This window comes from Promicromonospora alba (genome assembly GCF_042654905.1).
Taxonomy (GTDB): Bacteria; Actinomycetota; Actinomycetes; order Actinomycetales; family Cellulomonadaceae; genus Promicromonospora; species Promicromonospora alba.
Genome location: NZ_JBHSFI010000004.1, coordinates 315983 through 338894, shown reverse-complemented (window position 1 = coordinate 338894; position 22912 = coordinate 315983). Strand labels below are relative to the sequence as shown.

The window sequence follows — 22912 nt, the reverse complement described above, 5'->3', positions numbered from 1 at the left end:
TCTACTTCGCGGATCCCGCTTCGTTCAGAGGGCCTTGAGGGTGCCCGACAGCGCCGTCCACGACTCGGGGGCCAGGGTCACCTTCGTCGTCGCCCTGTCGCCCGTGGCGATGCGGCCGGCGACGTCGAACTCGCCCCAGTGCTCCGTGGCCACCTTCTCCGCATGCTCCGGCCCGGCGACGGCGGCCTCGTGGTCGGCCGTCATGGCCCAGCCCTCGGCGACCTCCAGCGCCGCGCCCAGGTGGGCCAGCTCCACCTCCACCGGCTCGGCGGAGCGGTTGGTCAGGAACAGCGCGACCGCGCCGTCGGCCAGGGTGGCCGCCGCCGTGACCGCGGGCACCTCGCCATGGGCCTTGGTGGCGATGGTGGACGTGGACACGCGCAGGTCGAGCGCCTCGCCCTGCGCCAGGCGCGCCGTCGTCGCAAAGGGGTGGAAGGTCGGCTGCCGCCAGGCCTCGCCGCCCGGTTCGGTCATGATCGGCGCGATCACGTTGACGAGCTGCGCGAGGCACGCGACCGGCACCCGGTCGGCGTGGTTCAGCAGCGTGACCAGGAGGTCGCCCACGACCACGGCGTCGAGCCCGGAGTAGACGTCCTCGATGATGCGGGGTGCGTCCTTCTGGATCGGCAGGTTCGCCTCGCCGGGGAAGCGCGTGGTCAGGTACCAGACGTTCCACTCGTCGAACGAGATGGTGATGCGCTTGTCGGAGCGGCGCTGGGCGCCGACGGCGTCCGCGGAGGCCACCACCCGCTCGATGAACCGGTCCATCGCGGTGCCCGACCCGAGGAACGACGCGCGGTCGCCGTCGATCTCCTCGTAGTAGGCGTGCATCGAGATGTGGTCCACGAGGTCGTACGTGTACTCCAGGACCGTGCGCTCCCACTCGCCGAACGTGGGCATCCCCATGGACGACGAACCGCATGCGACGAGCTCGATGGACGGGTCCACGAGCTTCATCGCGGCGCCGGCGTTGCGGGCCAGCTTGCCGTACTCGTGCGCGTCCTTGTGCCCGATCTGCCAGGGGCCGTCCATCTCGTTGCCCAGGCACCAGAGCTTGACGCCGTAGGGCTCCTCGCGGCCGTTCGCGATACGCAGGTCGGCCCAGCGGGTGCCCGCCTCGCCGTTGCAGTACTCGAGGAGGGCGACTGCCTCCTCGACGCCGCGGGTGCCGAGGTTGACGGCCATCATGGGCTCGATGCCCTCGCGCTCGGCCCACTGCAGGAACTCGTCGGTGCCCACGACGTTGGGCTCCACCGTGCGCCACGCGAGATCGAGGAACGGCTTGCGCTGCTCGACGGGCCCGACGGCGTCCTCCCACCGGTAGTTCGAGACGAAGTTGCCGCCCGGGTACCGGACGGTGGTGACGCCGAGCTCGCGCGTCAGGTCGGCGACGTCGCGGCGGAAGCCGTGGCTGTCGGACGTCGGGTGGCCCGGTTCGTGGATGCCCGTGTAGACCGCACGCCCGAGGTGCTCCACGAAGGAGCCGAACAGGCGGCGGTCGACGGTACCGACGGTGAAGTCGGGGTGCAGGAGCACGCGGGTGCGGGAGGTCGTCATTGTTCCTCGCTGGATCGGTCGGTCGTTCTACAACGTTGCACACTATCCGATCGGCGACGCGTGAACGACGGCCGTCCTCTACCCTGTGGGAAAACTCGCCGAGTGGAGGCTGGCAGCGTGGCTGTGACGATGCACGACGTGGCGCAGCGCGCAGGCGTGTCGATCAAGACGGTGTCGAACGTGGTGAACGGCTACCCGTACATCCGCGCCGCGACCAGGGAGCGGGTCCAGGCCGCCATCGAGGACCTGGGCTACCGGGTCAACATGTCCGCCCGGAACCTCCGCACGCGCCGCACGGGGCTGATCACGCTGGCGGTTCCCGAGCTCTCGCTCCCGTACTTCGCGGAGCTTGCCGACTCCGTCATCTCCGCCGCCGACGACGCTGGGTGGACCGTGCTCATCGAGCAGACGAGCGCCAGCCGCGAGCGGGAGACCGACGTGCTCTCGGGTCGGCGCAGGCACCTCACGGACGGCCTGATCTTCTCGCCCCTCGCGCTCGGGCCCGACGACATCGGCCTGTTCACCGTCGACTTCCCGCTGGTGATCCTGGGCGAGCGCGTCTTCGGCGCACCCGCCGACCACGTGACGATGAACAACGTCGAGGCGGCCAAGGCGGCGACCCTGCACCTGGCGTCGCTCGGCCGCCGCCGGATCGCGTTGATCGGGGGGCACGAGGGGGAGCAGGTCGGGTCCGCGGCGCTGCGCACCGCCGGCTACCTCGAAGGGCTGGCGGAGGCCGGCCTGCCGCACGACCCGGCGCTGATCGGGGAGGCGGGGCTCTGGCACCGCTCCACCGGCGCGGAGGCGATGCGCCGCATGCTCGACGAGGGCGTCGAGATCGACGCGGTCTTCGCGCTCAACGACGCGCTCGCCCTCGGCGCCCTGCACGCCCTGCACGCGCACGGGATCGACGTGCCGGGCGAGGTGGCGCTCATCGGGTTCGACGACGTCGACGACGCGAAGTACGCGGTTCCCGCCCTGTCCTCGGTGGATCCGGGCCGGGCCCAGATCGCGCGCACCGCCGTCGAGCTGCTGCTGGAACGCATCGGCGCGACCGGCGATCCGGCGCCGTTCCGGAAGGTGGTGCCGGACTCGCGGCTCATCGGACGGGAGTCGACGGGCGACGTCGTGCCGGGCCAGGACAGCCGCGTGGTGGGCGTCCAGCCGGGGGGTACGGAACTCGTGCAGGTGGTCGGCGAGGCGTCGGGCAGCCCCCATCTGGAGCAGCCGATCTCCTGACAGCGGGTGAGATCTGGCCCTTCTTCCGGGTGATCTTGCCGGGCGCGGCGACCGGCGATCGGCACTGTGCTGCTGCTCACCACCGTCGCCACGTGGAACGACTTCGTCTTGCAGACGTACTGGCCGGGCGGGTTGTTGCTGGGCGCGTGCGCTGAGCGGACTACCCAGGACGACACTTCCCGGATTCAAGAGTTGACTGTATCGATGCCGTAACCATCCAGTAAGTTCCCCTTACCAGCCCTCGACCACGGCTACGGTGGGCACGGTCACCGGTCGGTTGTGGCTAAGTTCAGCCGACCTGGTTTTGACCAACGGACGTGTGAGCGTTCACAATCTGTTGCGTTCACAATGTGAAGTCGGCCGGGTTGCAGAGACGTTGCCCGGGCAAACTCGAAGAGGAGATGTCATGGCAAGGAAGCTGTGGGCCAAGCGCGGTCTGGCTGCGCTGGCGACGGGCACGATGGCTGTTTCGCTCGCTGCATGCGGCGGCGGCGGTGCCGGCGCAGGTGGCGGTGGCGGTGCCGGAGACGGCGAAGAGGGCGGCCTCGTCGGCGTGGCGATGCCCACCCAGACGTACGAGCGCTGGATCGCAGACGGCGGTGCTGTCGAGGAGGGTCTCAAGGCGGCCGGGTACGACGTCGACCTGCAGTTCGCGGGCGACGACATCCCGACCCAGCAGCAGCAGATCGACGCGATGATCAACAAGGGCGCCGAGGCACTCATCATCGCCTCGATCGACGGCACCGCGCTGGGCAGCCAGCTCGAGGCCGCCGCTGCCGCGGACATCCCGGTGATCTCGTACGACCGCCTCATCCGCGACTCGGAGAACGTCGACTTCTATGTCACGTTCGACAACTACACGGTCGGCGTGCAGCAGGGCACCTCGCTGCTGACCGGGCTCGGCATCCTGGGCGAGGACGGCGAGCCCGCCGCCGACGCCCCTGAGGGCCCGTTCAACGTCGAGCTCTTCGCCGGTTCGCCCGACGACAACAACGCAGGGTTCTTCTTCGAGGGTGCCATGTCGGTGCTCCAGCCGTACATCGACGACAAGACGCTCGTCGTGCCCTCGGAGCAGACTGACTTCGGCACCGTCGCCATCCAGCGCTGGGAGCAGGAGGGCGCGCAGGAGCGTATGGAGAACCTGCTGACCTCCACGTACACCAAGGGTGACGTGAAGGTCGACGGCGTGCTGGCCCCGGCCGACGTGCTGTCGCGCGGCATCATCACCGCCCTGAAGAACTCGGGCTACGGCAAGGGTGACCTGGAGATGCCGATCATCACCGGCCAGGACGCCGAGGCGGCCTCCGCCAAGCTGATCGTGGACGGCGACCAGTACTCGACGATCTTCAAGGACACGCGTCTCCTCGCCGAGCAGGCCGTCACCGCGGCGACGGCGTTCCTCGAGGGCAACGAGCCCGAGGCCAACGACACCGAGACGTACGACAACGGCGTGAAGGTCGTGCCGTCGTTCCTGCTCCCCACGGTGATCGTCACCAAGGACAACCTCGAGGCCGAGCTGGTCGAGTCCGGCTACCTCACCGAGGAAGAGGTCGCGTCCGGCCAGGTCGACGAGTAGGACTGACCTCCTGGCAGTACCGGTCCGACACCGCTGACTTCTTGCGGTCATCCGGTGGTCGAGCTTGCCGGGACCCAGGTCCCGGCAAGCTCGACCACCGGCGTCGGGCACCCACGCAACATCACTATTGGCGACAAGTACGCGACAAGGACTGGCATGGCCGATTCGGCGCCGACCGACATCCTCGAGATGCGCGGCATCACCAAGACATTTCCTGGGGTCAAAGCGCTCCAGGACGTCAACCTCACTGTCCGCCGAGGCGAGATCCACGCCATCTGCGGCGAGAACGGGGCGGGCAAGTCCACCCTGATGAAGGTGCTGTCGGGGGTGTACCCGTTCGGCACCTACGACGGCGACATCGTGCTCGACGGCGAGAACGCCCAGTTCGGCAACATCAACGACTCCGAGGCCCGCGGTGTCGTGATCATCCACCAGGAGCTCGCGCTCGTCCCGTACCTGTCGATCGCCGAGAACATCTTTCTCGGCAACGAGCGACGTCGCGCCGGTGGCGCCATCGACTGGAACAGGACCAACTCCGAGGCGGCCGTGCTGCTGGAGCGGGTGGGGCTGAGCGAGTCGCCCACGGTTCCGATCTCCGCGCTCGGTGTCGGCAAGCAGCAGCTCGTGGAGATCGCCAAGGCCATCTCCAAGGACGTGAGCCTGCTCATCCTCGACGAGCCGACGGCGGCGCTGAACGACAACGACTCCGAGCACCTGCTCGAGCTGCTGCGGCAGTTCAAGAGCCAGGGCATCACGTCGATCATGATCTCCCACAAGCTCGCGGAGATCGCCGAGATCGCCGACCGCACCACGATCATCCGCGACGGCCAGTCGATCGAGACCTTCGACATGGCAGAGGCGGGCGGCTCGTCCGAGGCGATCCAGAACCGCATCATCCGCGGCATGGTGGGGCGCGACCTCGAGAACCGGTATCCCGACCGCGAGTCGCACCCGGGCGAGGAGGTGCTGCGCGTGGAGGACTGGACGGTGTACCACCCGACCCAGCCCGGGCGCGTCATCGTCAAGGGTGCGAACCTGAATGTGCGGGCCGGCGAGGTGGTCGGTATCGCCGGCCTCATGGGCGCCGGGCGTACGGAGCTCGTGATGTCGCTGTTCGGCCACTCCTACGGCCGGGACATCTCCGGCACGGCGTACGTGCACGGCAAGAAGATCGACGCCCGCACCGTGCCGGACGCGATCAAGGCCGGTATCGCCTACGTGTCGGAGGACCGCAAGCAGTACGGCCTCAACCTCATCGAGGACATCCGGCGCAACATCTCGGCGGCGGGCCTCGGCAAGCTGTCGAAGAACGGCTTCGTGGACGAGAACGAGGAGCTCAAGGTCGCGGAGGAGTACCGCGAGTCCATGAACATCCGCACCCCCAACGTGCTGGTGGAGGTGGGCAAGCTCTCGGGCGGCAACCAGCAGAAGGTGGTGCTGTCCAAGTGGCTGTACACCGCTCCTGAGGTGCTGATCCTCGACGAGCCCACGCGCGGCATCGACGTCGGCGCCAAGTACGAGATCTACACCATCATCAACAAGCTGGTCGCGGAGGGGAAGGCTGTGCTGGTCATCTCCTCGGAGCTCCCCGAGCTCCTCGGAATCTGTGACCGCATCTACACCCTGGCCTTCGGCCGCATCACTGGCGAGGTCGACGTGGCCTCAGCCACCCAGGAAGGACTCATGGCTCTCATGACCCAGGAGCACACACAGGAGACGAAGGCATGACCGGCATCGCGAACCTCCGGGAGCTGTTCACCCGGAATATCCGCACCAGTGGCATCTACATCGCGTTCGTGCTGATCATCGTGCTGTTCTCGGTGCTGACCGACGGCCTGCTGCTCAGCTCGCGGAACCTGACCAGCCTCGTGCTGCAGTTCTCGTACATCCTCATCCTCGCCATCGGCATGGTGATCATCATCATCGGCGGGCACATCGACCTGTCGGTGGGCTCGGTGGTCGCACTGACCGGAGCCGTGGCCGCCGTGATCGTCATCCGTGGCGGTCAGCCGTGGTGGGTGGGCGTGCTCGCCGCCATCGGCACGGGACTGCTGGTCGGGGCCTGGCAAGGGTTCTGGGTGGCGTACGTAGGCATCCCAGCGTTCATCGTGACGTTGGCAGGCATGCTCCTGTTCCGTGGCCTCACGCTCGAGGTGCTCAACAACGTCTCGCTCTCGCCGTTCCCGGCGGAGTACTCGGCCATCGCCTCAGGCTTCCTCAACGGCCTGCTCGGCGGTTACGGCTACGACACCTTCACGCTCGTCATCTTCGCCATCGGCGTGCTGGGCTTCGCGTACAACTCGTGGCGCCAGCGCCGCGCGCGCATCGCGTACAAGCAGACGGTCGAGGCGCCGGTGTTCTTCGTGCTGAAGCTCGTGGTCGTCGCAGCCGTGGTCATGTGGTTCGCGTACAACCTCGCCACGTACCGCGGCCTGCCCGCGGTGCTGATCATCCTGGCCGTGCTGGTCATGGTCTACACGCTGGTCACCAAGCACAGCGTGTTCGGCCGTCACGTCTACGCCATCGGTGGCAACCTCGCCGCGGCGCAGCTCTCCGGCGTCCGGGTGAAGCGCGTGAACTTCTGGATGTTCGTGAACATGGGCTTCCTCGCCTCGATCGCGGGCATCGTGTACTCCGCGCGGTCGAGCGCCGCGCAGCCCGCGGCGGGCAACATGTTCGAGCTCGACGCGATCGCGGCGTGCTTCATCGGTGGTGCCGCCGTGACCGGCGGTATCGGCACGGTGACCGGTGCGATGGTCGGCGGCCTGATCATGGCCGTCATGTCGAACGGCATGCAGCTCATGGGTGTCGACCAGTCGGTGCAGCAGGTCGTCAAGGGCATCGTCCTGCTCCTGGCCGTCGCGTTCGATGTCTGGAACAAGCGGCGGGCTGCAGCCGCCCGCTGACGGCTGACTGCTAGCCAGAGAACCGCGAGGGTCTCGACAGGCTCGACCACCGGTGGTCGAGCCTGTCGAGACCCTCGCGTCGTCGTGCCTGGGCGAGAATGGCGGGATGGCCGATCTCGCTCCTACCTCGCGCCGCGGACGGCGTCCCGCCGGGCAGGACGCGCGCGCCGACATCCTGACCGCCGCCCGGGCGGAGTTCCTGGAGCGCGGGTACGAGGCGGCGTCGCTGCGGTCGGTCGCCCGGCGGGCCGGTGTCGACCCGGGCACCGTGCGGCACTGGTTCGCCGACAAGGCACGGCTGCTGACGGCCACCCTCGGCGTCACGGAGATCGAGCCGGACAAGCTGATGGAGCGGGTCGTGGACGGCCCGCTGGAGTCGCTGGGGGAACGGCTCGTCGAGACCGTCCTGAGCGCCTGGGACTTCGACGGCGGCACCATGGTCCGCATGGCCGTGCCCGCCGTCATGGCCGACCCCGGGCTGCGCGGACTGCTGCCCCAGTTCATCGGCGCGGCGATCCTCGGCCCGGTGATGCGCACGCTCGACGCGCCGGACGCGCCACTGCGCACCGCCCTCGTCGCCTCCCAGATGGCTGGGCTCATGATGACGCGGTTCCTCGTCCCCGTGGAGCCCATCGCCTCGATGACGCCCGCCGAGATCGCGGCGCTCGCCGGCCCCACCATCCAGCGCTACCTCACGGGAGACCTTGCGCGGTAGCTGGACGCGGGAGCACAATTCCTCACATGAGGAAAAACGCGGTGGTCATCAGTGACCTGCGGGTGGTTCGCGGTGGCCGGCCGATCATCGACGGGCTGGACGTCGCGGTGCCGGCCGGATCCGTCGTCGGGCTGCTGGGGCCGTCCGGCTCCGGCAAGACGACGCTCATGCGCTCCGTCGTGGGCGTGCAGGACCACGTGACCGGCACCGTGGAGGTGCTCGGCAGCGCGGCGGGCACCCCGGCGCTGCGGCGCCGGGTCGGCTACATGACGCAGGACGCCAGCGTCTACACCGACCTCACCGTCGCGCAGAACCTGAGGTACTTCGCTGCTCTCGCCGACGTCCCCTCGCCCGCCGAGGCGGTGGCGGCCGCCGTGGCCACGGTCGATCTCGGTGGGCACGAGAAGCAGCGGGTGGGCACGCTCTCGGGCGGCGAGCGCACCCGGGTCTCCCTGGCCGCTGCGCTGGTCGGCGGGCCCGAGCTGCTCGTGCTGGACGAGCCGACGGTGGGCCTCGACCCGGTCCTCCGCCGCGACCTGTGGGCCGTGTTCCGGAGGCTCGCGGCCGCGGGGTGCACGCTCCTGGTGTCCAGCCACGTGATGGACGAGGCGGTGCAGTGCGACCGACTGCTCCTCATGCGGTCCGGTGCCCTCGTCGCCGACACCACTCCCGACGAGCTGCTGGCCACCACCGGGGCACCCGACGCCGAACGCGCGTTCCTCGCCCTGATCGACGCCGCCGGTGAGTCGGCCGCCGACGTCGGCAAGACCACCGAGGAGACGGCGCGATGAACCTGACCTTCGCCACCGCGAGCCGCGTGCTGTCCCAGCTGCGCGGCGACCACCGCACGGTGGCCCTGATCATGCTGCTGCCCTGCCTGCTGATCGGCCTGATCGCCTGGATGTTCGACGACCAGCCCCAGGTGCTCGACAGGTTCGGCCCGATGCTGGTCGGCCTGTTCCCGCTTATCGTGATGTTCCTGGTCACGAGCGTGGCGACCCTGCGTGAACGGCAGTCGGGCACGCTGGAGCGGCTGATGACGACCCCCATCCGCAAGGGCGACTTCGTGGCCGGCTACGGCCTGGCCTTCGCGGCGCTGGCGCTGGTCCAGGCGTTCGTGGTGGTCGGGTTCGCGCTCCTCGTGGGGATGGACGTGGCGGGCCCGCTCTGGCTCGTCGTCGTGGTCGCGCTGCTCGACGCGATCCTCGGCTGCACCCTTGGCCTGGCCGCGTCGGCGCTCGCACGCAGCGAGTTCCAGGCGGTCCAGATGATGCCCGCGATCATCTTTCCGCAACTCATCACCTGCGGCCTGCTCATGCCGCGCGACCAGATGCCGCAGGTGCTGGAGTGGCTGTCCCGCGTGTTCCCGCTCACCTATGCGATAGAGGCGATGACGTCGCTCGCGGCGGGTGACGAGTGGGCTGACATCCGCGGCGCCGTCGGCGTGATCGTCCTGTTCATCGTGGGCGCGGTGGTGCTGGGTGTGCTCACTCTCCGCCGTCGGACGGCCTGAGCGCGGCGATCGGTAGAACGTCAGGAGGTCGGCAGCTCGGGCTGCCGACCTCCTGACGTTCTACCGATCACTCCGGCAGTGGGCGTCAGCGGAGGCGGAGCGCCTTGGCCACGTCACCCCAGTGGACGTACGAGAAGCCTGTCGCGTCGCGCTCCGGGTCGACGTCGGGGCCCGTCTCCGGCTCGTCGTGGGTGACCAGCAGCCCGGACCGGTACTCGCCCACCGGCGCGTTCGAGACGGCGAGGCCGTCCGACCCGTTGACATCGTCCACGCCGTCGCCCGCCACCCGGAAGGTGCCGAGCGCCCGGTTGTGGCCGCGCAGGTCGTAGACGCCGTAGGTGTCGTCACCCTGGCTGGACACGATGACGTAGCCCTTGCGGCCGGGGCCGTACCAGATGTCTACGCCCTCGGCGTCGGCCGTCAGGTTCTTGCCCCCGTACGACGGCGCCTCGAGGTCCACCGGGGCGCACTCCTCGGTCTCAGGGTCGTAGGCGTCGTGGACGCCGAAGTCCTTCACCCGGTCCACCAGCCGCGGCTCGCCCGAGCCGAGGGGGAGCGGGACCCGCCACAGGCCGACGTCCTCCTGTGTCGCGTACAGCGTGCCGGTGCGGCGGTCGACCGCCAGCCCCTCCAGCTGCGGTTCCACGCCCGGCTCCTCGCACGGCACCCAGGTGGTGCCGTCGGGCAGCGGGAACTCGCCGGGCATCGCCAGGTGCTCGACGTCGGTGTAGCCGACGCCGTCCGGGCCGGTGGTGATCCGCGCTGTGGCGATGTCGGTGCTGCCCTCCTGCGTCACCACCGCGAACGTCCGGCCGTGGCGCTGGTAGACGGTCAGGCCGTATGCCGTCTGGTCCTCGGCGACCGTCTCGCGGTCCAGGCTGAACAGGAACTCCAGCTCGGGCGCGGTCACCTCGGTGAGCGGCCGCGCGGCCTTGGCCCCGGCAGGGTCGATCGCGAAGAAGCGGATCTGGTCGTTGTACCGGTCCGAGACGACGGCGACATCGGTCTTCCGGCCGGCCACGTCCAGGCCGTAGGCGATGTCCACGTTGTTGTACCGGCCGGGTACGCCGTCCGCGCGCGGGGCCGGCGCGGCCGCCAGCGACTGCAGCTCGGTCGCCGCGACGGAGTAGACGCGAAGGCCGCCTTCCTTGGCCGTCGTGACGACGAGCGACCGGTTCGAGTTCTTCGGGTGGACCCAGATGGCGGGGTCGTCGCCCGACGCGCTGCCGCCGGCCTCGTCGTCGTACAGCGGCGGCGTCTCCACCGAGGTCGTGACGGTGGCGGTGGGGCGGTGCCCACCGCCGTCGCCCGCTACGGCCGTGGCCGGTGCGAGCAGGGACAGGAGCAGCAGAGCGGCCGGCAGGGCGGCGAAGCGACGTCGCATGGCCCGAGGCTCCCGGACCCGGATGTAACAGGGGTGAACGGAGCATGTACTCCGCCGCGCGGTCGGCAATACGTCAGGTGATCGGCATTCCGAGCTGCCGACCATCTGACGAACTGCCGACCAGCCCGGCCGGGGCGGCTCCCCTCAGTCCAGGAGCGGGTCCAGGCCGTGGAGGGGGAACACCGCGCGGCGGGTGGCCTGGACAGCACGGTCCACGGCGTCGGCCGGGTCGTAGCCGTCGCTCCAGCGGCGGAACGGCACCTCGGCGGAGCCCAGCGCGCGAGCGGCCTCGAAGCCCATGGCCTCGACCGCCGCGCGCCACGTGGCTGGCAGCTCGGCACCGCGTTCCAGGGGTGCGTGCGCGGCCTCGGCGACGAGGGCCGCCCAGGCGAGCGGGACGACGTCGGACACCGCGTAGCCGCCACCGCCGAGGGCCAGCCAGCGGCCCTCTGCGTGCTCGTGCGCCAGCGCGTGCGTCCACTGCTGCGCGGTCCACTGCGCGTCCACCGAGACGTTCAGGTTGGAGAGGGGGTCCCGCCCGTGGGCGTCGCAGCCGTGCTGGGACACGATCACCTGCGGCCGGTGCTCCCGGACCAGGGCGGGCACGACGGCGTCGATCGCCCGCAGCCAGGCCGGGCCGGTAGTGCGGGCGGGGACCGGGATGTTGACGACGCTGCCCTCGGCGGAACCCTGCCCGACGTCGGCGGAGGCACCGGTCCCCGGGAACAGGGTGCGGCCGTCCTCGTGGACCGAGACGGTGAGCACGCGGGGGTCGTCCCAGAAGATCGCCTCCACCCCGTCGCCGTGGTGGGCGTCGAAGTCGAGGTAGGCGACCCGTTCCGCGCCCCGGTCCAGCAGCCGGCGGATGGCGGCCGCGGCGTCGTTGTAGACGCAGAAGCCCGAGGCCGCGCCGGGCATCGCGTGGTGCATGCCGCCGGCGATGTTCACGCCGTGTGCGATCTCGCCGGACCAGAGCGCGTCGGCGAGGTCGACGGACCCGCCCAGCTGGCGTGCGGCGGCCTCGTGCATCCCGGTGAACAGCGGGTCGTCGTCGGTGCCCAGGCCGCGCGCCACGTTCGGCTCCAGCGTCGTCCCCGCGTGCCGGACGGCGGCCACGTAGTCGGCGTCGTGCACCGTCTCGATCACCGCGTCGGACGCCGGTTCGGCGTCCGCCAGCTCGAGCGTGGGCCGGTCCAGCAGGCCGAGCGCCTCGATGAGCCGCATCGTGAGGTCGAGGCGGGTGGGCGACATGGGATGCCCGGGTCCGAAGTCGTACTCGAGCAGTCGCGGACTCCAGACCAGCCGGGCGAGGTGCACCCGCTCACGGTAACGGACCTGCGGCCGGCGGAGGGTTTCTGCTCAGAACGGCTACTGCGGCGTGGCAGAGTAGGGCGTCGATCGACAAGACGTGGTGGAGGGAGCGGAGCGGATGGCGGGGAGCCTGCGGAACCGGCTGTTCGGGCTGCGGGAGCTCGTCGACGAGCTCGCCTTCCGGGCGCCGGCACGGCTGGCGGTCACCGTCTTCGCCTGTGTGGTCGTGCTGTTCGCGGCGCTCCTGACGGTGCCGTTCGCGACCGCCGACGGCGAGGGCGCTCGCCTGGTCGACGCCCTGTTCACCGCGGTCTCCGCCGTGTGCGTGACGGGGCTCGTCGTGCAGGACACGGCGACCTACTGGTCCCTGTACGGGCAGATCGTCATCCTCGCGGGCATCAAGGTCGGCGGCTTCGGCATCATGACCGTCGCCTCCCTGCTCGGCATGATCGTGTCGCGCAAGATCGGGCTGACCCAAAAGCTGCTCACCGCGTCGGAGACCAAGACGAGCCGGCTGGGCGACGTCGGCTCGCTGATCCGGGTCATCATCGTCACCGCCACCACACTCGAGCTGTCGATCGCCCTGCTGATCTTCCCCCGGCTGGTCGTCATCGAGGAGAACGTCGGCACCGCGGCCTGGCACGCGCTCTTCTACGGGATCTCCGCGTTCAACAACGCGGGCTTCGTGCCCACGACCGAGGGCCTGATGCCGCACGTCGGCGACTGGGCGCTCGTGCTGCCGATCGCTCTCGGGGTGTTCATCGGTGCGCTCGGCTTTCCCGTGATCCTCAACATCCAGCGCGCGCTGCCCCGTCCGGGCCAGCGCTGGCACAACTGGACCAAGCGGCTCTCCCTGCACAGCAAGCTCACGCTCGTGACGAGCGGCGCGCTGCTCGCTGTCGGCGCGCTGCTGCTGCTGGTGCTGGAGTGGGCCAACCCGGACACGTTCGGGCCCCTGACCCTCGGGGAGAAGCTGCTGGCCGCCCTCTTCGCCGGGATCATGCCGCGCTCGGGCGGGTTCAGCACGGTCGACGTCGGTGCCATGACGGAGTCGAGCTGGCTGATCCAGGACGCACTGATGTTCGTGGGTGGTGGGTCGGCGTCGACCGCTGGCGGTATCAAGGTGACCACGCTCGCCGTCATGCTGCTGGCGATCGTCGCCGAGGCGCGCGGTGACCGCGACATCGAGGCGTTCGGCCGCCGCATCCCGCGCGACGTCCTGCGGCTGTCCATCGCGGTGGTGTTCACCGGGGCGAGCATCGTGCTCGTCTCGTGCATCGCGCTGCTGGAGGTCACGGACCTGCCGCTGTCGCAGGTGCTGTTCGAGGTGCTCTCGGCGTTCGCGACCGTCGGCCTGTCCACGGGCATCACATTCGACCTGCCAGACGCCGGAAAATACGTGCTGGCGCTCCTCATGTTCGTGGGGCGCACCGGCGCGGTCACGGTGGTCGCGGTGCTTGCGCTCCGCGACCGGCGGCGCATCGTACGCTTCCCCGAGGAACGCCCGATCATCGGGTGAGGCCGGAGTGCAGTGCAGGGTGAGGGCCGAGAAACGAGGCACTCGCCCGGAACGGAACGCAGGCCGCACCCGACAGACAACACCGAGTAACCGACGAGAGTGTCAGGCGCACAGGTCACTAGGGTGACCTGTACGTCTGACAAGCGGCTAGAGAGGAATACCGTGCCGGAGAAGAAGCCCGAGCGGGACGCGGGTGTGCTGGTGATCGGACTGGGGCGGTTCGGGTCGGCGATCGGCGCGACCCTGGACCGGCTCGGCCAGGACGTGCTCGCCGTCGAGCAGGACCCGGTCCTGGTGGCCCAGTGGTCCGGGCGGCTGCCGCTGGTGGAGGCCGACGCGTCCAACCCGGAGGCGCTGGAACAGCTCGGCGCCAAGGACTTCGGTGTGGCGGTGGTCGGCGTCGGCTCGTCGCTCGAGGCGTCCGTGCTGATCACGGGCAACCTGGTGGACCTTGGCACGCCCCAGATCTGGGCCAAGGCGATCTCCGCGGAGCACGGCCGTATTCTGACCCGCATCGGCGCCCACCACGTCGTCTTCCCCGAGGCCGACGCCGGTTCGCGCGTCGCCCACCTCGTGAGCGGCAAGCTGCTCGACTACATCGAGGTCGAGGACGGCTTCACCATCGTCAAGATGCGCCCGCCCAAGGAGGCGCAGGGCTTCACGCTCGCGCAGTCCAACATCCGCAAGCGGTACGGGATCACGGTGATCGGCGTGAAGTCACCGGGCGTCGACTTCGTCTATGCGACGCCGGAGACGCGGATCTCCGCCAACGACCTGCTGGTGTGCTCCGGTCACGCGGACCTCCTCGAACGGTTCGCCGCGAGGCCTTGATTCCGGCTTCGGGACGGGTCCGGGAGGGCTTCGGGAGGGGTTCGGCGCACCTCACACCGCCCCCGATTACGGGGCGCGCGTCAGACCAGGTAGCCTAGGGAGCGGACTCCCTTTCGTGTTGGTCGGCCATCGTCACTCCCTGGCGTCACTGTCCCGGACCAACCGTGGACCATTTCGCTGAGCGGCCCGTCGTCGGGCTGCCGCCGACCGATCGAACATTGCGAGGACCTATGGGCTCCGTCATCAAGAAGCGCCGCAAGCGTATGGCGAAGAAGAAGCACCGCAAGCTGCTTCGTAAGACGCGCCACCAGCGCCGCAACAAGAAGTGACGCTCGCGCCCTCGGGCGCGTGACGAGCAGGCCCGGCCCCCTAGGGGCCGGGCCTTCTTCGTGTCAGCGGTGCGCCGCTACTGCCCGCGCAGCCGACGGCGGGCCGCCCGCAGCACCAGGCCCAGCACCCACGCGGCGCCGGCCCATGAGGCCGTACGCACGCTGCGCCCCGCGGCGCGCTGGGACCGTCCGCGGAACTCCCGGATGGGCCAGCCCACCTCCTGCGCGTGCCGGCGCAGCCGCAGGTCGGGGTTGATCGGGCAGGGGTGGCCCACGGCGCGCATCATCGGCAGGTCGTTCAGCGAGTCCCCGTACGCGTAGCTCTCGTCGAGGTCGATCTCGTTGATGTCCGCGAGCTCGACGATGGCCGCCGCCTTGGCCTGGCCGTGCATCAGGTCGCCGTTGAGCCGGCCCGTGTAGAACCCGTCCTTGTGCTCCGCGATGGTGCCGAGCGCACCCGTCGCGCCCAGCCGGCGCGCGATGAGCTGTGCGATCTCCACGGGCGTGGCGGTGATGAGCCAGACCTGGTGGCCCGCCGCGATGTGCTCGTCGAGCAGGCGGCGCGTGCCCGGATAGATCCGCAGCGACAGGACGGCGTCCCACACCTCTTCGCCGAGGGTGGCGATCTCCGCGACGCTGCGGCCCGCGATCAGCGACAGGGCGCGGTTGCGCACCTTGTCGATCTCTTCCTTGTTCTCGCCCCACACCAGGTAGCGCGCCTGGATCATGGCGAACCTGAGGATGTCCCGCGTGCCGAAGAACTTGCGCTGGTACGCGGACTTGGCCAGGTGAAAAGCGCTCGCACCGCGGATGATCGTGTTGTCGACGTCGAAGAACGCCGCGGTGGCGGACGAGGGGTGCGTCGACGGCATGGAGGCCACTCTATCCGCGCGCCACGTAGTGCAGGTCACACCGGGCAGGCAGGGGCGGCCGGTGATAGAACCGGGGCGTGAGCCAAGAGATCAGCGGGCCGGACCGGGCCATCCTCGCGCGCGTCCTCCACCTGCTGGTGGCCGTGCTCGCCCTCGGCGGCTTCACGATCGAGCTCGTCACCGCGATCGTCGACGGCCCGGGTGTCGCGCCCACGCACGCCGAGCGTTTCGTCCGGCTCTTCAGCTACTTCACCATCGAGTCGAACCTGCTGATCGGCGGCGTCTCGCTGGCACTCGCGCTGGACCCGCGCCGGGACGGGCCGGTGTTCCGGGTGCTGCGGCTCGACGCGCTGCTGTGCATCGCCGTCACCGGGATCGTCTACAACACGGTGCTGCGCGGCCTGGTGACGCTGACGCCGTCGGGCGCCGTGGCGAACACGATGCTGCACGTGCTGGCGCCGCTCCTCGCCGTCGTCGTCTGGCTGTGGGTAGGTCCTCGGCCGCGCGTGAGCGTGCGGACCGTCTGGTGGTCGGTCGTCTACCCGATCGCGTGGCTCGTCTACACCTTCGTCCGGGGAGCCGCCACGGGCTGGTACCCGTACCCCTTCCTCGACGTCACCGTGCTCGGCTACGGCGCTGCGCTCACCAACGCCACCCTCGTCGCCGTGGTCTTCCTGGTCCTGGCCTGGGGCGTCCGCTGGGCGGACGCACGGCTGCCGGGTACGGACGGTTCGGTCCCGCGCGTGACGTAACCTCAGGTCGTGACAAGTCCTGCCGATGCCCGGGTAGTCCTGTACACACGCGAGGCGTGCCATCTGTGCGAAGACGCACGCGCCGTGGTGGTGCGGGTGTGCGAGGACGCAGGAGCCCAATGGCGCGAGGTCGACATCGACAGCGCGCCCGCACTGCGGGAGAAGTACGGGGAGTACGTCCCCGTGGTCGAGGTGGACGGGGTCCAGCAAGGTTTCTGGCGCGTGGACGGTGCGCGCCTGGCCCGCCTCCTGGCATGATCGTCCCGGCAGTGTGTGCGTACGCCCGCGACACAGTGGTCGCGGGGAGGGGAGCAGCACGTGGTCGAACTCAGTGACGGGACAGTTCCGGCAGCAACCGTAGGGAGGTTGCCGTACTACCTGCGCGCCCTGCGGGACCTCGCGGCCGAGGGGGTGGCCCTCACCTCGTCGACGGAGCTCGCCGAGCGTTCGGGCGTGAGCTCGGCGCAGCTGCGCAAGGACCTGTCCTACCTGGGTTCGTTCGGCACGCGCGGCGTCGGGTACGACGTCGAGTCGCTCGCCTCCTACATCACCGTCGCCCTGGGGCTCGAGACCGAGCACCGGCTGGCGATCGTCGGCATCGGAAACCTCGGGCACGCCCTCGCGAACTACTCGGGCTACACGACGCGCGGCTTCCAGGTGGTGGCGCTGCTCGACGCGTCGCCCGACGTCGTGGGCACGCGGGTGGCCGGCGTGACCGTGGAGCACGTGCGCTCCGTCGCGCAGATCATCGAGCGCGAGCGGGTCAGCATGGTCGTGCTCGCGCTGCCGGGTCACGTGGCCCAGGACGTGGCCGACGCCGTCGTGGCCACGGGCGTGCGCGAGATCCTCAGCTTCGCGCCGGTCGCGCTCCAGGTGCCGGACGACGTGGTGGTGCGCTCGGTCGACGTCGGCGGCGAGCTGCAGATCCTGGCGTTCCACGCGGCGACGCGAGCCGCGGCGCTCTGACTTGCGGCCCTGACTGGTCGTACCAGGTACCGCAAGTCAGGGCCGCAGTACCTGCGCCGGTAGCCGGGGCGGGGGCGCGTACTCGTCGCGCTTGCTCGTTCCTACGCCCATGCGCACCATTCCCGACACCAGGCCGACGGCGGCCGCCACGCCGTCGATCACCGGGACCCCTGTGCGCTTCGTGAGGTCCGCACAGAGGTCGGTCATGCCCGCGCAGCCGAGCACGACGGTGTCCGCGCCGTCGTCGCGGACCGCGCGCTCGCAGAGCTCGGCGATCTTCTCCCGGGCGGCAGAGCCGGCGTCCTCCAGCTCGAGGACCGGGACGTCCGCCGCGTACATGGCCACGCACGTGTCCTCGAAGCCGTAGCGCCGCACCAGGTCGCGCGCGCGGCCCAGCGTGCGGGACAGCGTGGTGACCACGGCGAACGTGCGGCCCGACAGGGTCGCGACGTGCATCGCGGCCTCGGCGATCCCGACCACCGGGCCGTCCGTCAGCTCGCGGGCGGCGTCCAGGCCGGGGTCGCCGAAGCAGGCGACGACGTAGCCGTCGGCCGGGCCGACGCCGTCCGGCTCTCCGCCGTCCGCAGGGCCGACGCCGGCCGCCTCCGCGGCCGCGACCTGCTGCGCCACCACGAGCGCGGCCCACGCCTCGTCAGTGTGGCTCTCGACGGCGGCGGGGCCGGCGCCGGGTTCCGGGCAGGTGGCGACGACGTCGACGTCCGGCCCGGCGACCTCCCGGGCGGTGACCGCGATCTTGTCGGTCATCGCCCGGGAGGTGTTGGGGTTGATGAGGTGGATCCGCACCGTCAGGCCTTGGTGCCCGCTGCGCCGTCGGCCACACCCTCGGTGTCGCCGTCGAACGACGGGATCTGAGGGCTGAGCCGCTCCAGCCACCAGAACGCCACGAAGCCGAGCCCGCACCCGATGAACCACGTGTAGTTGCCGATCCAGGAGATGTCGAAGTACCCGAGGTCGGCGATCAGCTTGGGCAGCACGCCCAGGAGGACGGTCGGCACGCCGGCCAGGAAGATCGCGAGCACGCCGTTGCGGTTGTAGCCGTTCGTGTACCAGTAGGCGCCCTCGGGCGACATGGTGAACATGTCGTCGACGAGCACCCGCTGCTTCGCCGCGAAGTAGTAGCCGGCGATGAGGATGCCGAACAGCGGGCCGATCAGGGCGCCGAGCACGCCGAGCGTGTAGTGGATCGCGTCGGCGTCGTTGTACCAGTTCCAGGGCAGCAGGACCACGGACCCGACCGCGGCGATCATGCCGCCCATGCGCCAGCTGATCTTCTGCGGGGCCACGTTGGAGAAGTCGAACGCGGGGGAGATGAAGTTGGCGACGATGTTGATGCCCACGGTCGCGGTCACGAAGGTGAGGCCGCCGAGCAGGATCGCGAACGGGGTGTCGATGCGCTCGACGGTGTGGATGGGGTCGGTGATGAGCTCGCCGAACACCGGCACCGTCGCCGACGCCGTGATGACCGTCAGGAGCGAGAAGAACAGGAAGTTGACCGGCAGGCCCAGCAGGTTGCCGCGCTTCACGGCCTTGAACGAGCGCCCGTACCGCGCGAAGTCGCCGAAGTTCAGCATCGGCCCGGAGAAGTAGGACACGACGATCGCGACCGCCGTGCAGAAGACCCCTACCGAGGCCCACCCGGTCAGCGGCTCGCCCTCGGAGAGGTCCAGGCTGATGTTGGACCAGCCCGCCTCCGAGACGAGGTAGACCGCCAGCACGATCATCACGACGTAGACGGCGGGACCGGCCCAGTCGATGAACCGCCGGATGGTCTCCATGCCGTTCCAGAACAGGGCGGCCTGCGCGAACCAGAGCACGGCGTACGAGATCCAGCCAAGGGCGTTCAGCCCGAGGAACGTCGGCTCGAGGAGCGCGGCGCTGGCGGGGATGAACTTGAGGAACACGATGTTCAGCGCCTGCGCGGCGAGGAACGTCTGCACGCCGTACCAGGCGACCGCGATGAGGCCGCGGATGATGGCCGGGATGTTCGCGCCCTTGACGCCGAAGACCGCGCGGTTGATCACCGGGTAGGGCACCCCGGTGTTCTGGCTCGGCTTCGCGACCAGGTTGGTGAACACCTGCACGATGACGATGCCGACCAGCAGCGCCAGCAGCACCTGCCAGCTCGCGATGCCGAGCGCGAAGAGGCTGCCGGCCGTCACGTAGCCGCCGACGCTGTGCACGTCGGACATCCAGAAGGCGAAGATGTTGTACGACGACCACTTCTGCTCCCGCAGGGGCGCGAGGTCCTCGTTGGCGAGGCGGGGGTCGTAGGAGGGCTTGACGTTGCCGGACCCGACCGGGTGCCCGGCGGCCTCCACCAGGTCGTGCTCGCCGCCGGAGACGGCGCCGGGCGGGTTCTGGGGTGCGGTCGCCGAGGAGGCCGCCACCTCCGTGTTCTCGGTCATGAGCACTGCCTTCCGAAGCGTGGTCGCTGGGTCGATATGAAGTTATGGGTTAACGACAGGCGGCTGGTTTCCCCGGGGTAACCACGTCGTAAGGCTCATGTTCAGTTACCGCTTCACGCATGTTTCGGGGCGTGTCGGGTACGTGAACCGGTGCGTGTCGCACGGTGTGTCGGGCGGGCGAGGGCCGCACGAGGCCCGGAGCACTCGTACGATGCGGCGGTGTCCTCCGAACCGTCCCTCGGTGCCCGGCTCCGCGGCCTGCGCGTGGCGCGTGGTGTGTCCGCACGCAGCCTCGCCGCGACGCTCGGGATTTCGGCCAGCGCCGTGTCGCAGATCGAACGGGACGTCATGCGCCCCTCGGTGGTGCGCCTGCTCGCGATCACCGACGCGCTGGGGGTCTCGCTGTCCGACGTGTTCGAGCCGCCGGGCGCCGTCGCCGCTCCGCGCGGCGGGACGACGGGGCTCGACCAGGCGGGGATCGCGGTCACCCGCGGCTGGGAGGCTTCTCCGGTGACCCTCGACGGCGGAGTCACGTTCCGCCGGCTCTCGCCCAACCCGACCCGCGGCCTCGACTTCTTCGAGTCGATCTACCCGCCCGGTGCCACGGCCACCCTCGGTGACATCGAGCTGTTCAAGCACGAGGGCTACGAGATCGGCAACGTCGTGGCGGGCGAGCTCACCGTCGAGCTGGCCGACGACGAGGTGGTGCTGGCGGCCGGCGACTCCATCAGCTACCCGTGCTCGGTGCCGCACCGGATCCGGAACGCGGGCGTGCGGCCGGCGGTCGCGACGTGGCTGATAGTGCACCCTTAGGGTCGCTCTGTGGGATTCCTCGAACAGAACGGCACGGTCCTGGTCACGGACGGCGGCCTGGCGACCGAGCTCGAAGCGCGCGGGCACGACCTGTCGGACGACCTGTGGTCGGCGCGGCTGCTGACGGACGCCCCCGACGAGATCAAGGCCGCCCACCTGTCGTTCTTCCGCGCGGGCGCCGTGATCGCGACGACGGCGAGCTACCAGGCCTCGTTCGACGGCTTCGAGGCGCGCGGGATCGATCGGGGCGACGCCGTCCGGCTGCTCCGGCGCAGCGTCGAGCTGGGCCGGGACGCCCGTGACGAGCTGGCCGACGACGGGCAGGAACGCTGGGTCGCCGCGTCGGTGGGCCCCTACGGTGCGACGCTGGCCGACGGGTCGGAGTACCGAGGCCGGTACGGGCTGAGCGTGGCCGAGCTGGCGGCCTGGCACCGCCGTCGGCTGGAAGTGCTGGCCGACGCCGGACCCGACGTGCTGGCGCTCGAGACGATCCCGGACCTCGACGAGGCGGAAGCGCTGATGACTGTGGTCTCCGGGATGGGCATTCCCGTGTGGCTGACGTACAGCATCGACGGCGACCGCACCCGCGCCGGGCAGCCGCTGCCCGAGGCGTTCGCCATCGCCCGGGACGTGCCGGAGGTGGTGGCGGTGGGGGTCAACTGCTGTGCGCCGTCGGACGTGTCAGCGGCGGTCGTCACGGCAGGCGCCGTGACCGGGAAGCCGGGGATCGCCTACCCGAACAGCGGCGAGAGCTGGGACGCCGGGCGACGCAGCTGGGCGGGGTCGCCGGAGCAGTCCGCGCAGCCAGGTCAGCAAGCGCGGCAGTGGGTCGCTGACGGTGCGCGGATAGTGGGCGGATGCTGCCGGGTGCGGCCCGCCGACATCAAAGACATAGCCCGTGCCGTCGCCGGCACGGGCTATGTCTGAGCGAGATGTCCGAGCGGGATCAGCCCTTGGCGATCGCGCTGACGTCCAGGGTGATCTTCACCTTGTCGCCCACCAGGAAGCCGCCGGTCTCCAGCGAGGCGTTCCAGGTCAGGCCGAACTCCTTGCGGTTGATCTCGAGGGCGGCCTCGAAGCCGGCGCGGTTGTTGCCGAACGGGTCCTTGGCGGTGCCGGTGAACTCGGTCTCCAGCTCGACGCCCTTGGTGACACCGTTGATGGTCAGGTCGCCCGAGATGATGTAGGCGTCGCCCTCGGGGCGGATGGCGGTGGACGAGAAGGTCCAGGCGGGGTTCTCGTCGGCGTGCCAGAAGTCGGCGCTCTTCAGGTGGCCGTCGCGACCGGCGTCGCCCGTGTTGACCGACTGTGCGTCCAGCTCGGCGGTGACGCTCGACGACTCGAGGTCCTCGCCGACCGTGATGGTGCCCGAGGAGACGGCGATGGTGCCGCGCACCTTTGCGATGCCCGCGTGGCGGACCGAGAAGGCCGCAGAGGTGTGGGACGCGTCGATGTCGTACGTGCCGGTGGTGAGTCCGGCGGGGAGCGGGGTGGCCATGAGTGAGGACTCCTTGTTGATGCGGCGATTTGGGTGGATAGTTTAGAGATCAACTACCCGCGATGAGGTCCAACATAGCGGGTCCCGTAACGTATTCCCAGGGTGTCCGAGCAGGGTGTCCGAGTCAGCACGAAGGCGGTGGCGAGATGGCGGTGCAGACGGTCGAGCAGCAGGACCTGTGGTTGACCGAGGAGCAGCAAGGCTCCTGGCGGCACTACCTCGAAGGCACCGCACGATTCGTCGAGGCGCTCGGTGCGGTCCACGACCGCACCCTCGATCTCTCCCTCGGCGAGTACAGCCTGCTGGTGCAGCTCTCGGAGGCACCGGAGCTGACCATGCGGATGTCGACGCTCGCCGACGGCCTCGTGCTCTCGCGCAGCCGGCTCACGCACACGGTCGCCCGTATGGAGTCGCGCGGGCTGGTCGAGCGCCGCGCCGCCGAGGGCGACCGGCGCGGTGTGAACTGCACGATGACCGACGCCGGCCGCGCGGCCCTGGAGGCGGCGGCACCCGGCCACGTCTCCGCGGTGCGCCGCATCATGGTCGACGCGCTGGAGCCCGAGGAGCTCGCGACGCTGGGCCGCATCATGGCCAAGGTGGCCGAGTCCTCGAAGCTCTCTGGCGGCACCGAGGAGGGCCTGACGGCGCACTGCGACTGACCCGGCTGGTCACCAGGTCGGGCGCAGGATGACGTAATCCACACTC

At 70.0% G+C, this 22912-nt stretch carries 23 protein-coding genes; 16 read left to right on the top strand and 7 right to left on the bottom strand.

The window, feature by feature from the left end; genetic code table 11:
* Nucleotides 1-24: 24 nt before the first annotated feature.
* The gene (gene arfA, locus ACFO6V_RS12530; protein ID WP_377135787.1) at nt 25-1557 is read right to left on the bottom strand and encodes an arabinosylfuranosidase ArfA; all 1533 of its coding nucleotides are present in this window, start codon (nt 1555-1557) and stop codon (nt 25-27) included.
* Between the two features lie 117 nt (nt 1558-1674).
* Between arfA and ACFO6V_RS12525 the strand changes: the two genes are divergently transcribed.
* The 7 genes from ACFO6V_RS12525 to ACFO6V_RS12495 all read left to right on the top strand — a co-directional run bounded on the left by ACFO6V_RS12525 (nt 1675) and on the right by ACFO6V_RS12495 (nt 9506).
* Entirely contained in the window at nt 1675-2796 is a 1122-nt protein-coding gene (locus ACFO6V_RS12525; RefSeq protein ID WP_377135785.1) for a LacI family DNA-binding transcriptional regulator, read from the top strand.
* Nucleotides 2797-3202: 406 nt separating this feature from the next.
* Entirely contained in the window at nt 3203-4372 is a 1170-nt protein-coding gene (chvE, locus tag ACFO6V_RS12520; RefSeq protein ID WP_377135782.1) for a multiple monosaccharide ABC transporter substrate-binding protein, read from the top strand.
* A gap of 156 nt (nt 4373-4528) precedes the next feature.
* The gene (mmsA, locus tag ACFO6V_RS12515; RefSeq protein ID WP_377135780.1) at nt 4529-6100 is read left to right on the top strand and encodes a multiple monosaccharide ABC transporter ATP-binding protein; all 1572 of its coding nucleotides are present in this window, start codon (nt 4529-4531) and stop codon (nt 6098-6100) included.
* A complete protein-coding gene (mmsB, locus tag ACFO6V_RS12510) occupies nt 6097-7278 on the top strand; it encodes a multiple monosaccharide ABC transporter permease (protein ID WP_377135778.1) in 1182 nt (393 codons plus the stop codon). Before mmsA ends, mmsB begins: the two co-directional genes overlap by 4 nt.
* A 106-nt stretch (nt 7279-7384) precedes the next feature.
* Entirely contained in the window at nt 7385-7993 is a 609-nt protein-coding gene (locus ACFO6V_RS12505; protein WP_377135776.1) for a TetR/AcrR family transcriptional regulator, read from the top strand.
* 26 nt (nt 7994-8019) lie between these two features.
* Nucleotides 8020-8784 carry an ABC transporter ATP-binding protein gene (locus tag ACFO6V_RS12500; protein ID WP_377135774.1) on the top strand — a complete coding sequence of 255 codons (765 nt, stop codon included), beginning with the start codon at nt 8020-8022 and terminating at the stop codon, nt 8782-8784.
* Nucleotides 8781-9506, top strand: a complete 726-nt coding sequence (locus tag ACFO6V_RS12495) for an ABC transporter permease (RefSeq protein ID WP_377135772.1) — start codon at nt 8781-8783, stop codon at nt 9504-9506. Before ACFO6V_RS12500 ends, ACFO6V_RS12495 begins: the two co-directional genes overlap by 4 nt.
* 85 nt (nt 9507-9591) lie before the next feature.
* On the opposite strand, the gene ACFO6V_RS12490 is transcribed toward ACFO6V_RS12495, so the two are convergent.
* Complete coding sequence (locus ACFO6V_RS12490) at nt 9592-10890, bottom strand: phytase (RefSeq protein ID WP_377135770.1); 1299 nt, start codon at nt 10888-10890, stop codon at nt 9592-9594.
* Nucleotides 10891-11034: 144 nt separating this feature from the next.
* Complete coding sequence (locus ACFO6V_RS12485; protein WP_377135768.1) at nt 11035-12207, bottom strand: acetoin utilization protein AcuC; 1173 nt, start codon at nt 12205-12207, stop codon at nt 11035-11037.
* A gap of 112 nt (nt 12208-12319) precedes the next feature.
* On the opposite strand from ACFO6V_RS12485, the gene ACFO6V_RS12480 reads away from it, so the two are divergent.
* The 3 genes from ACFO6V_RS12480 (at nt 12320) to ACFO6V_RS12470 (ending at nt 14880) form a co-directional block, all read left to right on the top strand.
* A complete protein-coding gene (locus ACFO6V_RS12480) occupies nt 12320-13720 on the top strand; it encodes a TrkH family potassium uptake protein (RefSeq protein ID WP_377135766.1) in 1401 nt (466 codons plus the stop codon).
* A gap of 162 nt (nt 13721-13882) precedes the next feature.
* A complete protein-coding gene (locus ACFO6V_RS12475; RefSeq protein WP_377135764.1) occupies nt 13883-14551 on the top strand; it encodes a potassium channel family protein in 669 nt (222 codons plus the stop codon).
* Between the two features lie 230 nt (nt 14552-14781).
* Nucleotides 14782-14880: a 30S ribosomal protein bS22 gene (locus tag ACFO6V_RS12470; RefSeq protein ID WP_003792170.1), complete on the top strand. Its 99-nt coding sequence runs from the start codon at nt 14782-14784 to the stop codon at nt 14878-14880.
* A gap of 77 nt (nt 14881-14957) precedes the next feature.
* Here the strand turns inward: ACFO6V_RS12470 and ACFO6V_RS12465 are convergent, their stop codons facing one another.
* Nucleotides 14958-15752 (bottom strand): HAD family hydrolase, encoded by a 795-nt coding sequence (locus tag ACFO6V_RS12465; protein WP_377135762.1) that lies wholly within the window; start codon nt 15750-15752, stop codon nt 14958-14960.
* 77 nt (nt 15753-15829) lie between these two features.
* Between ACFO6V_RS12465 and ACFO6V_RS12460 the strand changes: the two genes are divergently transcribed.
* The 3 genes from ACFO6V_RS12460 to ACFO6V_RS12450 are packed head-to-tail and all read left to right on the top strand — an operon-like array spanning nt 15830 to nt 17470.
* On the top strand, nt 15830-16504 hold the full coding sequence (locus tag ACFO6V_RS12460) for a Pr6Pr family membrane protein (RefSeq protein ID WP_377135760.1): 675 nt from the start codon (nt 15830-15832) through the stop codon (nt 16502-16504).
* A gap of 9 nt (nt 16505-16513) precedes the next feature.
* Nucleotides 16514-16762 (top strand): glutaredoxin family protein, encoded by a 249-nt coding sequence (locus ACFO6V_RS12455; RefSeq protein ID WP_377135758.1) that lies wholly within the window; start codon nt 16514-16516, stop codon nt 16760-16762.
* Between the two features lie 60 nt (nt 16763-16822).
* On the top strand, nt 16823-17470 hold the full coding sequence (locus tag ACFO6V_RS12450) for a redox-sensing transcriptional repressor Rex (RefSeq protein ID WP_377135756.1): 648 nt from the start codon (nt 16823-16825) through the stop codon (nt 17468-17470).
* 36 nt (nt 17471-17506) lie between these two features.
* Here ACFO6V_RS12450 and ACFO6V_RS12445 read toward each other — a convergent pair whose 3' ends face one another.
* Entirely contained in the window at nt 17507-18274 is a 768-nt protein-coding gene (locus ACFO6V_RS12445; protein WP_377135754.1) for an aspartate/glutamate racemase family protein, read from the bottom strand.
* Nucleotides 18275-18276: 2 nt separating this feature from the next.
* Nucleotides 18277-19896: an NCS1 family nucleobase:cation symporter-1 gene (locus ACFO6V_RS12440; RefSeq protein ID WP_377135752.1), complete on the bottom strand. Its 1620-nt coding sequence runs from the start codon at nt 19894-19896 to the stop codon at nt 18277-18279.
* Between the two features lie 219 nt (nt 19897-20115).
* On the opposite strand from ACFO6V_RS12440, the gene ACFO6V_RS12435 reads away from it, so the two are divergent.
* Complete coding sequence (locus ACFO6V_RS12435; protein ID WP_377135749.1) at nt 20116-20709, top strand: cupin domain-containing protein; 594 nt, start codon at nt 20116-20118, stop codon at nt 20707-20709.
* Between the two features lie 9 nt (nt 20710-20718).
* Nucleotides 20719-21636: a homocysteine S-methyltransferase gene (mmuM, locus tag ACFO6V_RS12430; protein WP_377135746.1), complete on the top strand. Its 918-nt coding sequence runs from the start codon at nt 20719-20721 to the stop codon at nt 21634-21636.
* A 19-nt stretch (nt 21637-21655) separates the two neighbouring features.
* Here mmuM and ACFO6V_RS12425 read toward each other — a convergent pair whose 3' ends face one another.
* Complete coding sequence (locus tag ACFO6V_RS12425; protein WP_357507088.1) at nt 21656-22207, bottom strand: YceI family protein; 552 nt, start codon at nt 22205-22207, stop codon at nt 21656-21658.
* A 146-nt stretch (nt 22208-22353) separates the two neighbouring features.
* Between ACFO6V_RS12425 and ACFO6V_RS12420 the strand changes: the two genes are divergently transcribed.
* Nucleotides 22354-22866 (top strand): MarR family winged helix-turn-helix transcriptional regulator, encoded by a 513-nt coding sequence (locus ACFO6V_RS12420; RefSeq protein ID WP_377135743.1) that lies wholly within the window; start codon nt 22354-22356, stop codon nt 22864-22866.
* Nucleotides 22867-22912: the final 46 nt, after the last annotated feature.

Coding starts and splice junctions, on each gene's coding strand:
- ACFO6V_RS12490 (WP_377135770.1), bottom strand. CDS start 10,890: ATGCGACGTCGCTTCGCCGCCCTGCCGGCCGCTCTGCTGCTCCTGTCC.
- ACFO6V_RS12440 (WP_377135752.1), bottom strand. CDS start 19,896: ATGACCGAGAACACGGAGGTGGCGGCCTCCTCGGCGACCGCACCCCAG.
- chvE (WP_377135782.1), top strand. CDS start 3,203: ATGGCAAGGAAGCTGTGGGCCAAGCGCGGTCTGGCTGCGCTGGCGACG.
- ACFO6V_RS12420 (WP_377135743.1), top strand. CDS start 22,354: ATGGCGGTGCAGACGGTCGAGCAGCAGGACCTGTGGTTGACCGAGGAG.
- ACFO6V_RS12465 (WP_377135762.1), bottom strand. CDS start 15,752: ATGCCGTCGACGCACCCCTCGTCCGCCACCGCGGCGTTCTTCGACGTC.
- mmsB (WP_377135778.1), top strand. CDS start 6,097: ATGACCGGCATCGCGAACCTCCGGGAGCTGTTCACCCGGAATATCCGC.
- arfA (WP_377135787.1), bottom strand. CDS start 1,557: ATGACGACCTCCCGCACCCGCGTGCTCCTGCACCCCGACTTCACCGTC.
- ACFO6V_RS12495 (WP_377135772.1), top strand. CDS start 8,781: ATGAACCTGACCTTCGCCACCGCGAGCCGCGTGCTGTCCCAGCTGCGC.
- ACFO6V_RS12505 (WP_377135776.1), top strand. CDS start 7,385: ATGGCCGATCTCGCTCCTACCTCGCGCCGCGGACGGCGTCCCGCCGGG.
- mmsA (WP_377135780.1), top strand. CDS start 4,529: ATGGCCGATTCGGCGCCGACCGACATCCTCGAGATGCGCGGCATCACC.
- ACFO6V_RS12470 (WP_003792170.1), top strand. CDS start 14,782: ATGGGCTCCGTCATCAAGAAGCGCCGCAAGCGTATGGCGAAGAAGAAG.
- ACFO6V_RS12425 (WP_357507088.1), bottom strand. CDS start 22,207: ATGGCCACCCCGCTCCCCGCCGGACTCACCACCGGCACGTACGACATC.
- ACFO6V_RS12500 (WP_377135774.1), top strand. CDS start 8,020: ATGAGGAAAAACGCGGTGGTCATCAGTGACCTGCGGGTGGTTCGCGGT.
- ACFO6V_RS12480 (WP_377135766.1), top strand. CDS start 12,320: ATGGCGGGGAGCCTGCGGAACCGGCTGTTCGGGCTGCGGGAGCTCGTC.